Consider the following 13449-nt stretch of genomic DNA (forward strand, 5'->3'; position numbering starts at 1 on the left):
CCGTTGGGGAATCGGGTGCCGTTGGGGTCGGGGAACCGGAACGCCGGCAGCCCAGCGCTGCGCCAGAAGTCCTCGGGGTCGATCCCGCGCTTCTTGAACGCGGCGTCCACCCACGGCTGCAGGATCCAGGGCGGCAGCAGGTTGGTCAGCTGCACCTTGAAATACGGTCCCGACGCGACAGTTTCGTTCAGACCCGCGACGGTTTTGCCGAATGTCTTGAGCGTTTCCGCCAGGTCGTTCTTGCGGGCGTCGAGTAGGTCGCTGACGGTCCGCAGCTGCTCCAAGACGTGATTCAGGTTCGGGTTGTCGTTGATCAGGTTTTCCACCTGGGCCGAAAAAGCCGACACGTTGCTCAGCAGCGCACTGATCGCCCGACTGCGCTGGTTGAACGCCGCCAACAAGTCGTTGGAGTTGACGAAAAGCCGGTCGATCTGTTGGCTTCGATCGCCCAATATGCTGGCGATCTGGTTAGCCTGCGCCAGCAGGTGCGTGACCTGCTCGTCGCGCTTGCCGATGGTGTCGGAGAAATCAGCCACCCCCTTGAGCGCTGCGCTCAGATGCGGATACGTCTGATCGATGGTCTCCGACAACACATTCAGCGACTGTTTGACGGTGTCTATGTTCCAGCCGGCGGCGGCTTTGGTGACGTCGAAGAACGCGTCGTAAATCTGATACGGCGTCGTGCTTTGCCCCAGCGGCAGCACACCATTGGGCCGCAACGTCTGGGTGCCGCGCGGCTCGATCTCGAGAACTTTTTTACCCAGGATGGTGTCGGTCTTGATCGCCAGCCGGCTCTCGCGGCCGATGGTGTTGCTTCCGGTGGTGAACTTCATCACGACGTGGTCGCCGTCGATCTTGATGGCCTCGACATCGCCGACGTCCACGCCGCCGATGCGCACCTTGTCACCTTTGTTCAGCTGGCCGCTGTCGGTGAACTGCCCGTAGTAGGCGGGCTTGGCGAACAGGACCGGAACGCTGGTGATGGTTTGGCCCACACCGACGACCAACACGGTCACGACCAGGCCCATCAGGCCGATCCGCATCCGGTTGGCAGGTTCTAGCGTTCTCATTGCGGCGTGCACCTACCTGTCGGCTGCGACCAGACCCTCACCGTGCGGATCGGGCCGCCGGCCTGCAGTCCGTTGGTCTTCAGGGTGAGGTCGCACAAGTAGAAGTTGACCCAGTCGCCATAGTTGCCGACGGCGTTGCCAACAATGTTCATTCCGATCGGCGTCCGCTTGAGCTGATCGTCGTACAAGTCTTTCTGGTCGATGATCGGTTGCTGAATGGGCTCGAGATAGCCCAGCGTCTTGTGCAGCAGCGTCCGGTTTTCGGCGAGCAGGTCAGCAACCGTGCCGGCCGCGTTGCTGATGTTCGCGGTGTTGGCCGCCAGTGGGTCGGCGTGTTTGTCCAGTCCGCTGATCAGCTTCTCGAAATTGTCGACGGTCTGGTCGAATTGCTCTCGGTGTCTGACCGTGGTGTCGAGCACGATGTTGAGGTTCTTGACCACCTCGCCGATCGCCTGGTCACGCTCGGCGATGTGGGAGGTCAGTTGTGCGGTCTGGTCGAGGATGTCGTTGATCGTGCCGCCTTGCCCTTGGAAGACGGTGATGATCGCAGAGGCGATGTTGTTGACCTTCTCCGGATCCAGCGCCCGGAACAGCGGCTTGAAGCCGCCGATCAGCGCGTCCAGATCCAGCGCCGGCTGCGTCCGCGATAGCGGGATGAACCCGCCGGGCGGTAGCACGCGATCGGAGCCCTCACCCTCCCCGCGCTTGAGTTCGACATAGCGGTCACCGATCAGATTGAAATAGCGGACCTGCGCGGTGGTTGACTGGTACAGCGGCACCGAGTGGTCGACGTTGAATTGGACTCGCACCCGATGGCCGCCGTCGATCAGCTTGATGTCTTTGACCTTGCCGATTTCCACCCCGGAGGCCCGGACGAACTGACCCGCCCGCAGGCCGCTGACATTGCTGAACTCCGCGGAATAGCTGTTGGTCCGGTCGAAGCGCATTTGTCCGAACACCACGACGAGCAACGCAGTAAAGAACAGCAACACCACGCCGACGATGCCGAGCTTGACAAGGGTACCGGTGATTTTCATGGGTTGATCGTTTGGTCCCCCATTTGGCGGCCCCAGACGTACTCAGCTGCGTACGGGGAGCCGGTATCGACATGGTTATACGGCGCAAGGCTGTTGCCGGTGTCCATCACCAGCGTGGGCGCGGGCCAGAGATCACGCGTGATGGTCTGCCAGCAACCCGGTGCACCGCCCGGCCCGCCGTGAGCGTTAATTCGTGGCAGGTTCTCCGGGTAGACATAGGGATTGGGCGCTCCACCGACCAGTCCGGCAAGGCCGAGCAGCCCTTGTGTGGCGATCGTGAGGCCCAGCCCTGGCAGGCTCAGAGCCAGCCCCAGCCCGGAGAATATTTCGGTCTCGGACCGCAGCGAATAGCCATTGAAGCCACCGGCAAATGCGGCGACCTTCGGTTCGCCATCGTGCAAGTTGCGGATGGAGCAGTACAACTCGGGGCTGTAGGTGTCGAGCAGCTGAGCCGACGGCACCAAATCGGCGGCGCCGCGGGCCAGATACGGTCCGCCGCGGTTGAATATGTCGGCGCCGGTGTGGCCGAAGCCGGCCGCCGCCAACAACGCCTGATCCAGTTCCTTTTCGTTCTGGTGGATCGTGCGCGCCGTCGTCACCGCGTTGTTCAGGAAGTCGAACAAGTCAGGCGACGCGTTGGCGTAGGTGTCGCCCAGAGTTGCCAATTGCTGAATGTCGTGTCGGATCGTCGGCATCCGCGGGTTGATCTCATCGAGAGATTCACTGCCGTTGATGATCGACTGCCCGAACTTGTCGCCCAACCCACTCAAGGCCTGGGCGGCGCCGCTCAGCGTCAGGTTGACCTTGACCGGATCCACCTTCTCGGCGATCGACGTGATCGTTTGGAACAGTGTGTTGATCTCCGTCGTCACCGACCTCGCGTCGATCACGCTTTGTGGCGAGATCCGCTGCGGCGAAGGGTCTTTCGGCGAAGTAAACGACACGTACTTTCCACCGAACACTGTGGTGGCCACGATTTTGGCGTCCACATTGGCCGGAATCAGCCGCAGGTACTTGGGATAAACGTCCAAGGTGAACTTCACGAATGGCCTGCCATCCGGCTGGGTCTTCTCGTCGATTTTGGCGACGCGGCCGATCTGCACGCCGTTATAGGTGACCTTCGAGCCGGGGTCCATCACCAAGCCGGCGCGATCAGACAGCATCGTCAGTTGGGTCTTAGCCGTACCACCGAGGGCCACCGGCCAGTCCCCTTTGTACTGCAGGTACACGATCCACAGCACGAGCGCTGCGATCAGAAAAACGATGACACCGGCCACCCGGTAAGGCTGCAGCGGCGCCTTGTTCTCTTTCCCTCTGGGAGCTGTCATGACCGTCTACACCGTGAAGTTGAAGTTCGGATCGACGCCGTAGAGCGACATCTCGGCCAACAGAATGACGACGGGGGTGGAGACCAGCGAGAAACGCATCGAGCGGCCGACTGCCTCACCGACGCCGACCGGGCCACCGCTGGCGTTGTACCCGTAGTAGCAGTGCGTAAGCATGACGACCGCGGCGATGATGATCACCTCGACGAACGACCAGAACACGTCGTTGGGACGTAAAAACGTGCGGAAGTAGTGCTCGTAGGTGCCCGACGTTTGCCCATACAAGAATGTCGTGACGATTTGGGGAGACAGGAAGGACAGAATCAGGCCGATCGCGTACAGCGGGATGATCACGACCAGCCCGGCCAGCATCCGGGTGGAGACCAGGTAGGCCGTCGACTTGACGCCCATCACCTCCAGCGCGTCGATCTCCTCGCTGATCCGCATGGCGCCCAGTTCGGCTGTGGCACCGGCGCCGACCGTAGCCGCCAGCGCGATGCCGGTGACGATCGGGGCAACGAGGCGCACGTTGATGAACGCGGACAGGAACCCGAGCAGGGTCTCGAGCCCGATGTGGCCCAACGACGCCAGTCCCTGGATGGCGACCAGCGACCCGGCCGACATCGTCACGAAGGCGATGATCACCGCGGTGCCGCCGACAACCGCCATGGCACCGGTGCCCATGCCGACCTCGGCGATCAGGCGCAGAATTTCCTTGCGGTACCGGGTGATCGCCCACAGCATGTCGCGGACGCCGATGACGGTGAACCAGCCCAGCTTTCCGGCCACGTCCAGTGGGCGGCTCGCGGCGCCCCCATAGCGACGCAAACTGGAGGATGCCCGGGGAAACCGGCCACGAAGTACCGCGATTGTCGACATGTCAGCGCCCCGTTCCGAATCGAACGCCGATCGTGGTCAGCACCACGTTGACCGCGAACAGCGCGACCACGCAGAGCACCACGGTCTCGTTAACGGCGGTGCCAAGGCCCTTAGACCCTCCGCGCACGGTCAGCCCGCGGTAGCACCCGACCAGACCCGCGATCAGCCCGAAGGCCAATGCCTTGACCGTCGCGATGACCACTTCTGGTAGCCCGGTGAGCTGGGTCAGGGTAGCCAGATAGCCCCCGGCCGATACGTGCTGCAGGTAGACGCCGAAGAGGAAGCCGCCGACCAGGCCGACCATGCTCACCAAGGCGTTGAGCAGCATCGAGACCAGCGCGCAGGCCAGCACCCGGGGCAGCACCAGCCGGTGGATCGGGTCGATGCCGAGCACCTCCATCGCGTCGATCTCCTCGCGAATGGTGCGCGCGCCCAAATCGGCGCAGATGGCCGTCGACGCCGCGCCTGCGATCACCAGCACAGTGTTGATCGGCCCGATCTGGGTGATCACCGCGATCCCGGCACCGGCGCCCGAGAGGTCGGCGGCGCCAACCTGGATCAGCAGGATGTTGAACGTGAAGATGAAAAGCGCGGTGATTGGCACCGAGACCGCCATGGTCGGCAGCAATGCCACCCGCATGATGAACCAGCACTGCTCGATGAACTCGCGCCACTGAAATGGCATGCGGAACACCGCTTTTCCGGTAAGTACGCACATCCGGAAGAAGCCGCCGACAAGGACGATCGGCGGACCTAGCTGGTCGCGAACGTAGTCGGTGAGCCGTGGCTGGGTAGTCGTCACTGGCAACCCCCCACGGAGCAACCGCGCGCCTCGCGGCGATGCGGCTGATTGTGTCGCACGCCTCCTCCTTGCCCCGTCCCCAGGTGTGTGACCACCGTCTCCCTACTCGCAGGTAGTAAGGCAGACCACAGGACCATACCCGATGGCTCACCCGGCGTGCATAGCATCGGCACTATTAGCCTTTCGTCTATTTGACCTGCGAATTCTGCGTTATGTCAGGTTCGGCTGTCCTTCATTGGATCCGTTGACGCGTAAGTGCTTTGAGGGGCATGGGAGGCACCGTAGCGCGCCCGCAATTCGGTCTTCAAAACCTTCCCCGCGGGGTTGCGCGGTAGCGCGTCAACGATCTCCAGACCCTTGGGGTGTTTGTAGCGAGCTAATCGCTCGTTGAGAAACTCGTCGAGATCCTCAAGGCTCAAGCTTTTTGGCGGGTCGCCCGCGACGACGGCGGCAACCGCGATCGGCACCTCGCCCCACTTCTGGTGTGGCCGACCGATGACCGCGACTTCGACGATCTCGGGATGGCTGGCGAGGACGTTCTCCACCTCCGCGCAGTAGATGTTCTCCCCGCCGGAGATGATCATGTCCTTCTTGCGATCGACCACCCAGACGTAACCGTCCTCGTCCATCCGAACAAGATCGCCGGAATGGAACCAACCCCCCGCAAACGCTTCCGCGGTCGCCTCCGGGTTGTTCCAATAGCCGCTCATCAATGTGGGTGCACGATAGACGATTTCACCGACCTCGCCGACAGGCACGTCGTTCATATTCTCGTCGACCACGCGGGCTGCCACGGTCGGGATCACCTTGCCCACTGAACCGCGCTTTCTGATCGCGTCTTCGCCGAGCAGCATGCAGGTGACCGGCGACATCTCCGTCTGGCCGAACGCGGCCAAAATCTGCGTCCCGGGAAAGGTTTCCGACATTTGTCGTAGCAATGTGTCGGATGCCGGTGCGGCGCCCCACGACATCACCCGTAATTTCACGTCGCGCGGATTCGCCTGCTGCGCATTGCATACCGCCTGCCATTGTGCGGGGACCAGGAAGATCCCGGTGACCTTCTCGGCGGCCAGCACGTCGAGCAGGTCACCGGGGTCAAATGCGCCCAGCGGATGAATCACGGTGGGAATCCCGAGCAGCATCCCGGTCAACATGTTGCCGACGCCGGCGATGTGGAAAAACGGGACACCGATGAAGCCGACGTCGTTGACGTCGACGCCGTGGGTATAGAGGCCTGTCATCGTCTGCCCGGTCAGGTTGGTGTGGGTCAGCACGGCGCCCTTAGGCCGGCCGGTGGTGCCCGAGGTGTACATGATCAACGCCGGCGAGTCGTTGGGGATGTCCACCGGTTCGGCCGGGTCGCCGGGCTCGTTCACCAGATCCTCGTAGCCGAGTACACCCTCCTCGGCCGTGTCGCCGGCGACCACGACTGTGTTGAGCACCGAGGTGATGTTGCGGACGCCGTTGCCCACCGGGGCCAGGACGGATTCGGTGATCATGACCCGCGCCTCGCAGTCGTCGACCAGGAAGGCGATCTCGGCCGGTGTCAGCCGAAAGTTAACCGGAACAGCGATAGCGCCGATCATGTTGGCCGCCAGCACCGACTCGACGAACTCGGTCCGGTTCAGCATCAAGATCATCACCCGGTCGCCAAAGCCAACCCCTCGGCGGCTCAGGCTGCCGGCCAGCGCAGCCACCCGCCGGCGAAGCTCCGACCAGGTGACGGTGTTGCCCAGAAATCGCAATGCGGGAGCGCCCGGCTGCATCAATGCGTGCCGTTCGAGTTGATTGACCCAATTTTGCCGTCGCGACAGATACGGCTGCTCGGTGCTGTCGGCGTCGGTACGAGTCTGGTAGGCCTGCTGGCCAGTCAACTCCGCGGTCAACTAGTCGATTCCCCTCTGCTCGCTTAACTCGTCCTCGAGTTGATATTTGATAAAATGTGGTGTTGTCTGGATCACACTATGATCTTGGCGGCGCGAAGACAACCCCGATGACTTCCCTGCGCGCGCCCGTCACTGCGCAGCTGTCCGCGCAACGGCAGATGCGGCTTCCACTTCGCCGCGCTCAGCTGTCCGACGAGGTGGCCGGCCACCTGCGGGCCGCGATCATGTCCGGCGCGCTGCGACCAGGGACGTTCATCCGGCTCGACGATACTGCGGCGAAACTCGGCGTCAGCGTCACGCCAGTGCGCGAGGCTTTGCTGAAATTGCGCGGCGAGGGCATGGTGCAACTCGAGCCGCACCGCGGACACGTCGTGCTGCCGCTGACCCGCCAGGACATCGACGACATCTTCTGGCTGCAGGCGACGATCGCCAAGGAACTTGCCGCCACCGCGGCCGAGCAGATCACCGACCCCGAGATCGAGGATCTGGAGCGCATCACCGAGGCGCTGGCCGCGGCCGTCGCCGCCGCGGACACCGAGACGATCGCGGCCACCGAGTTCGCATTTCACCGAGCCTTCAATCACGCCACCGGTCGAATCAAGTTGGCCTGGTTCCTGCTGCATGTCGCCCGCTACATGCCGTTGATGATCTACGCCGCCGATCCGGACTGGGGTGTGGCCGCGGTCGACAACCACCGCCAGTTGGTCGCCGCGCTGCGCCGCCGCGACACCGCCGCGGTCGTCGAGCACACCCACTGGCAGTTCACCGACGGCGCGCGGCGGCTCACCGAAACGCTCCACCACAGCGGTATCTGGGGTTAGGCCAATTCTTCGGCGCGCCGCTTCAGGTTTTCAGCGAGGTAGTCCAAGACGTTGTCCGCCAGCTTTTTAACCATCGGTGCGGGCACCGGCATCGTGGGCTCGACATCCATATCCACCGTCAGCAGCGACGTCGCACCCATCTCCACGACGCTGAACAGCTGGTCCTGCTTCTTGAACAGATTGCCCTGCTGCATCACGGTCTGAATTTGATTCGGGCCCGGGTAATAGACCGCCTGGATCAAGGTGTCTTCGATGCCTTCATAAGCAGCATCAAGGCGCAACTGGCTGGCGCGTCCGTCGTCGTAACGGGCCAGCACCCAGAGCCCTTTTATCTCTTGGTTCCACTGCGGGTAGGACTCGAAGTCGGCGACGATGGCCAGGATCTTGGCCGCGTCGGCGGCGACCTCGACGGTCTTGCTCACAAACGGCATTGGCCGAGCATAACGACGGGCTAGCTCACGCTGGCCGTGGACAGCAGCTCGCGGATGGCGTCCGGGATCGGCACCGGTCGGCGGTTGGTGCGGTCGATGTAGACGTGCACCCAGTGCCCCAGCGCGGCGATCTTCTGCTGTTCCTCCTCGTGTTCTTCCGCCACCTGGAAGATGCCGAGCCGATAGGTGACGCTGCTGCGACCCAACCTCGTGACTGCCACGCCGACGACAAGCCGCTGCGGAAAGTGCAGTTCGGAGAAGTAGCGGCAACCCGATTCGGCGACGATGCCTTGCGCCGCGATGGTGACCGGATCGATTGCGACGTTCGTATTGATCCAACCGTTGATCGCCGTGTCGAAAAGCTGGTAGTAGACCGCGTTGTTGAGGTGCCCGAACATGTCGTTGTCGGCCCAACGGGTGAGCACCGGCCAGAGCACCGGAAAGTCACGGCTGGTAAGCGTGTCCGAGTCGGGCGGACCCGCAGAAAACGGAGTCATGGTTGTATTCGACCATGCTGAAAATCCGGGGCGCCGTGCTGGAGCGCATCGGATCGCCCCGGCCGTATGCCGATTCCAAACCCATCAGTGTCACTGAGATCGAGCTGGCGCCACCGGGCCCCGGGGAACTGCAGGTGCGCATCGAGGCTGCCGGCGTGTGCCACTCCGACTTGTCGGTGGTTGACGGCAACCGGGTGCGGCCGACGCCGATGCTGCTTGGCCATGAGGCGGCCGGCATCGTCGAGCAGGTTGGCGACGGCGTCACCGACCTGACCGAAGGCCAGCGCGTCGTGATGACGTTCCTACCGCGGTGTGGGCACTGCGCGGCGTGCGCCACCGATGGGCTGACGCCGTGTGAACCGGGCAGCGCCGCGAACAACGCCGGAACCTTGCTGGGCGGTGGAATGCGCCTAAGCCGCGGCGGCGTCGGCGTCTACCACCACTTGGGGGTGTCCGGCTTCGCCACGCACGCTGTCGTGCACCGCGACAGTGTCGTCCCGCTGCCAGACGATGTTCCGCCGCCCGTCGCGGCGCTACTGGGATGCGCGGTGCTCACCGGCGGCGGCGCTGTGCTCAATGTCGGCAAGCCACAACCCGGTCAGACGGTGGCCGTCGTCGGTATCGGCGGTATCGGCATGGCGGCGGTGCTGACCGCGTTGGCCCACTCGGATGTTCGCGTGGTCGCGGTCGACCAGCTAGCCGAAAAGCTAGCGACTGCTTCGCGTTTCGGCGCGCACGAGGTCTATACGCCGCAGGCGGCCATCGACGATGGTGTCAAAGCGCCCATCGTCATCGAGGCGGTGGGTCACCCGGCCGCGCTGCAGACCGCGATCGACCTGACGGCTCCTGGGGGCCGGACCATCACTGTCGGGCTGCCGCGGCCGGATGCCCGGATCAGCTTGTCGCCGTTAGGCTTTGTGGCGGAGGGTCGCTCGCTGATCGGCAGCTACCTCGGATCCGCGGTACCCGCACGCGACATTCCGCGGTTCGTCGAGCTGTGGCGGGCCGGCCGGCTACCGGTGGAGTCGCTGGTGTCCTCCACGGTCGGGCTCGATGACATCAACGCGGCGATGGATCACCTGGCCGACGGAACCGCCCTGCGCCAGTTGATCAGCTTTGACGCGGCTTAACGCCCGTCGAAGGCGCGTCGCAGCGCCCGACCCTGCAGGGTGAACAGCTGCTCGGCGACCTCCCAGTCGGGCAGCAGCGAGTCAAAGCCATGGCAGGTGCCGGGAAAGACGTGCAGTTCGGTGGCGATCCCAGCTCCCAGCAGCCGCTGGGCATAGTCGAGCGCCTCGTCGCGAAGCGGATCGATCTCCGCGCAGGTGATGAATGCCGGTGCCAGACTAGATAATTGGCTGCGCCGGGCAGGCACCGCATCCGACGACGGCGCTGTCGACCCAAGATAGTGCCGCCACATCTGCTCGCAGCCGGGGCCGTCGAACGCCGGTGTCGCGGTGAACTCGGCCTTCGATCGGGTGGCCCGGTCGTCGAGCACGGGCTGATGCAGCAGCTGAAAGACGATCGGAGGCAACGATCCGTCTGCGCAACGGTGCGCCAGACATGCCGCCAGCGCGCCACCGGCGCTGCTGCCGGCGACCGCGATGCGGGACGCGTCGACGTCCAGTTCCCCGGCGTTGCACCGCAACCACGTCAGGACGTTGATCGCGTCCTCGAGCGCCGCCGGGTACGGGTGCTCCGGCGCCAGCCGGTAATCCAGTGACACCACCGAGCAGCGTCCGCGGCGGGCTAGTTCGACACATTGACGGTGATCGGTATCCAGGTTCCCCAGCACGAATGCACCTGCATGGCAATAGATCACAATTGGCGAGGGCGCCGGCCCACCGCGGTAGATGCGCACCCGCACCGGATGGGATTCGGCGGGCACGACCTGCTCGTGAATCGAAACGCCTGCGGTGTCAGTGTCGGCGACGGCGTCCCGACGACGCTGATCGAGTGACTCGCGGACCAAACCGATCGTTGGCAAGTCAGTCAGGCCGGTGCGCGTCGTCGCGACGGCGCGCAGCACGGGATCGAGGCGCTCGTTCATCAGCCGCGCCGGGCCGGCTGCGCCGCCGGTTGGTCTACCGATGCCGGCGCAAACGTGAAGTCAGCTGGGTTGAATCGGCGGGTCATCCCCCAGAAGGCCCGTGCGCTGCGCGGCCATTGCGTCACTACCCGCCCGTTGGCAGCGCGAAAGTAGTTGCTGCACTGGGTCGTCCACACGGTGCCCTGCATCCACTGGTCGATCTTGGCGAGGAAGTCCGCCATCGCCGACGGGCGCACCGCCACATACGGCTTGCCTTTGCGCCTAAGATATCGCAGCGCTCGAACGATATAGCGCGCCTGCGCTTCGAGGATGAAGATCACGCTGTTGGAGCCGACGTTGGTGTTGGGCCCATACAGCATGAAGAAGTTCGGAAACCCGGGCACAGCCATGCCCAGATATGCATGTGCCCCGTCCCGCCACACATCGCGTAACGTGGCCGCACCCTCGCCGGTCACCTCGATCTCGCCAAGGTAGTCGGCTGCGGCGTAACCGGTTGCACACACCACCACGTCGACGTCGCGCTCAGTTCCGTCTTGCATCACCAGCGATCGGGCTCGCATATACCGCGCGGGGCTGGTCAGCACCTCGACGTGCGGCTGCGTCAACGCGGTCAGATACTCCGAGGAAAACACCAAGCGCTTACACCCCATTGGGTGCTCCGGCGTCAGTTTGCGGCGCAGTTGCTCATCGGAAACCGAATTCTCCAGCAGGCGTAGGGCTGTCGCGGTGAACTCTTGGGTCTTCTCGCTAGCGTGCTCGATCACCGAGATATTCGCCTCGCTGCGCAGCCATAGCCGGGTCCGATAGAACTTTTTCGCGAACGGAACATGCGCGAATAGCCAGCGCTCCCGTCGGCTGTAGGGCCGATCCGGTTTGGGCAGTATCCACGTCGGCGACCGCTGCACCGAGTACACCTGGCCAGCGACCTTCGCCAGCTCGGGCACCAGCTGCGAGGCCGTCGATCCGGTTCCCAACACCGCGACCCGCGCACCGGCGAGGTCGACCGAATGATCCCACCGCGACGAGTGCATCACCGTGCCCGTGAACGGTTCCTGTTCGACCAGGTCGGGCAACACCGGCTGGGTGAACAGCCCGACGGCAGAGACCACCACATTGAAATCGTGGTGTTCACCCGCAGCGGTCGTCAGCTGCCACCGCTGTGCACGCTCATCCCATCGCGCGGAGCGGATTTCGGTGCCGAGCCGCAGATGTGGTTGCAGCCCTTGCTCTTCGACGCAGCGCTCGAAGTACTCCAGAATCTCCGGCTGCGGTGACCACACCCGCGACCAGTGCGGGTTCAGGTCAAACGAGTAGGAGTACAGATGCGACTTGACGTCGCAGGCCAGCCCGGGATAGGTGTTGATTCGCCACGTCCCACCGACTCCGTCTTCCCGGTCGAATATGGTGAAGTCGCGAAAGCCTGCTCGTGCCAATAGGATTCCCAACGCGATGCCGCCGGGGCCGGCACCGATGATGCCGACTGACAGTCTCGTCATTGAATTTTCAGGCACTGGCCACCGTCGATGACGAGTTCGGACCCGGAGATGAACGACGCCTGGTCGGAAACCAGGAAGGCGACCGCATCGGCTACCTCGGAGGGCTGGCCGATCCGACCCGATACCGATGTCGCCACCAGCCGGGCCTGGGTCTCGGTGTCAAGCATCGGCGTCGCGATTGGTCCGGGGAATACAGCGTTGACGCGAATGCCCGCCGGCGCGAGTTCAGCCGCGACGGCCTGGGTCAGGCCGCGCAGCGCCCATTTTGACGATCCGTAGGCGGTGTTTTTCGGGAACGGGCGGATGGCGCTGGTGCTGCAGGTGTTGACGATCGCCGCACCTTCGGCGCCACGCAGTTGGTCGAGCGCGGCACGGATACCCAGAAAGGCGCCCAGACAATTGACCCGCCAGGCCTTCTCGAATCCTTCGACCGACTCGTCGGCAATCGACGCGCGGTGCAGCACGCCGGCGTTGTTGACCAGGGTGGTCAGCGATCCGAACTTCTCGACGGTGATCGCGACGGCCTGCCGCCACTCCGACGGCGACGTCACATCGAGCGGTACCGCAATCACCCCGTCATCACCGAGGCCGTCGACCGCGTCAATGAGCTCCGCGGCAATGATGTCGCACGCCGCGACGAAGAACCCGTCGGCGCGGAGCCGTTGCGTGATGGCCCAGCCCTGGCCGCGGGCGGCTCCGGTTATCAGGGCAACCCGTTGAGTCACTGGCCGGTCGCTTCCGTGAGGGCTGCCGCGGCACCGCGTCGCAATGCCTGGGATTCCGAGGAGAGCGTGATCATCTGAAAACCCAGTTGTGCCATGGCTTGACCGACTTTGCCGTCGCCGGCATGAATGCCGGCCACTAGCCCTGCTGCTGCCGCGACACGGCGGATGTCGGCAATCGCATCGCGCACAGCCGGGTGAGCGGTCGCCTTGGTGACCTCGACGCCCATCGAGATCGCCAGATCGGCGGGCCCCACGTAGATTCCGGAAAGCCCGGGCACCGCGCATATTTCACTGACATCGGCGAGCGCCGCTGCAGTTTCGATCATCGCAAACACGCTGACCCGCGCTTCGAGCACGGCGGTGTCGTGGCCGAGGCTGGCTCGCAGCGGCCCGAAGCTTCGCACACCGGCGGGCGGGTATCGGGTCGCGG

Annotated in this window: 14 protein-coding genes; 2 read left to right on the plus strand and 12 right to left on the minus strand. The window is 64.1% G+C overall.

Features of this window, described 5'->3' with window-relative positions:
• The 6 genes from WB785_RS24575 to fadD5 form a co-directional block, all read right to left on the minus strand.
• Window positions 1-1070 (minus strand): virulence factor Mce family protein (locus tag WB785_RS24575; protein ID WP_424082686.1); only part of this gene is annotated, 1070 nt, incomplete at its 3' end.
• A complete protein-coding gene (locus WB785_RS24580) occupies window positions 1067-2107 on the minus strand; it encodes a virulence factor Mce family protein (RefSeq protein WP_424082688.1) in 1041 nt (346 codons plus the stop codon). The genes WB785_RS24580 and WB785_RS24575, both read right to left, overlap by 4 nt.
• On the minus strand, window positions 2104-3435 hold the full coding sequence (locus tag WB785_RS24585; protein WP_424082690.1) for an MCE family protein: 1332 nt from the start codon (window positions 3433-3435) through the stop codon (window positions 2104-2106). The genes WB785_RS24580 and WB785_RS24585 overlap by 4 nt, the downstream gene beginning before the upstream one ends.
• A gap of 6 nt (window positions 3436-3441) precedes the next feature.
• Entirely contained in the window at window positions 3442-4311 is an 870-nt protein-coding gene (locus WB785_RS24590; RefSeq protein ID WP_424082692.1) for an ABC transporter permease, read from the minus strand.
• A gap of 1 nt (window position 4312) precedes the next feature.
• On the minus strand, window positions 4313-5113 hold the full coding sequence (locus WB785_RS24595) for an MlaE family ABC transporter permease (RefSeq protein WP_424082693.1): 801 nt from the start codon (window positions 5111-5113) through the stop codon (window positions 4313-4315).
• Between the two features lie 215 nt (window positions 5114-5328).
• The gene (gene fadD5, locus WB785_RS24600; RefSeq protein WP_424082710.1) at window positions 5329-6987 is read right to left on the minus strand and encodes a fatty-acid--CoA ligase FadD5; all 1659 of its coding nucleotides are present in this window, start codon (window positions 6985-6987) and stop codon (window positions 5329-5331) included.
• A 119-nt stretch (window positions 6988-7106) separates the two neighbouring features.
• Here fadD5 and WB785_RS24605 point away from each other — a divergent pair, with 119 nt between their 5' ends.
• A complete protein-coding gene (locus WB785_RS24605; protein ID WP_424082695.1) occupies window positions 7107-7820 on the plus strand; it encodes a GntR family transcriptional regulator in 714 nt (237 codons plus the stop codon).
• Here the strand turns inward: WB785_RS24605 and WB785_RS24610 are convergent.
• Window positions 7817-8251: an SRPBCC family protein gene (locus WB785_RS24610; protein WP_424082697.1), complete on the minus strand. Its 435-nt coding sequence runs from the start codon at window positions 8249-8251 to the stop codon at window positions 7817-7819. The genes WB785_RS24605 and WB785_RS24610 overlap by 4 nt on opposite strands.
• Window positions 8252-8271: 20 nt before the next feature.
• The gene (locus WB785_RS24615) at window positions 8272-8748 is read right to left on the minus strand and encodes an acyl-CoA thioesterase (RefSeq protein WP_424082699.1); all 477 of its coding nucleotides are present in this window, start codon (window positions 8746-8748) and stop codon (window positions 8272-8274) included.
• 14 nt (window positions 8749-8762) lie between these two features.
• Between WB785_RS24615 and WB785_RS24620 the strand changes: the two genes are divergently transcribed.
• Window positions 8763-9878, plus strand: coding sequence for an alcohol dehydrogenase catalytic domain-containing protein (locus WB785_RS24620; RefSeq protein WP_424082701.1), 1116 nt, complete (start codon window positions 8763-8765; stop codon window positions 9876-9878).
• Here the strand turns inward: WB785_RS24620 and WB785_RS24625 are convergent.
• From WB785_RS24625 to WB785_RS24640, 4 genes are all read right to left on the minus strand, one after another.
• Complete coding sequence (locus WB785_RS24625) at window positions 9875-10798, minus strand: alpha/beta hydrolase (RefSeq protein WP_424082703.1); 924 nt, start codon at window positions 10796-10798, stop codon at window positions 9875-9877. The genes WB785_RS24620 and WB785_RS24625 overlap by 4 nt on opposite strands.
• Complete coding sequence (locus tag WB785_RS24630; protein ID WP_424082705.1) at window positions 10798-12294, minus strand: flavin-containing monooxygenase; 1497 nt, start codon at window positions 12292-12294, stop codon at window positions 10798-10800. The genes WB785_RS24625 and WB785_RS24630 overlap by 1 nt, the downstream gene beginning before the upstream one ends.
• A complete protein-coding gene (locus WB785_RS24635) occupies window positions 12291-13019 on the minus strand; it encodes an SDR family NAD(P)-dependent oxidoreductase (protein WP_424082706.1) in 729 nt (242 codons plus the stop codon). The genes WB785_RS24630 and WB785_RS24635 overlap by 4 nt, the downstream gene beginning before the upstream one ends.
• On the minus strand, window positions 13016-13449 hold a 434-nt coding region (locus WB785_RS24640), incomplete at its 5' end, for an aldolase/citrate lyase family protein (RefSeq protein WP_424082708.1). The genes WB785_RS24640 and WB785_RS24635, both read right to left, overlap by 4 nt.

The organism is Mycobacterium sp. (assembly GCF_049585075.1).
In the GTDB taxonomy this organism is placed as follows: Bacteria; Actinomycetota; Actinomycetes; order Mycobacteriales; family Mycobacteriaceae; genus Mycobacterium.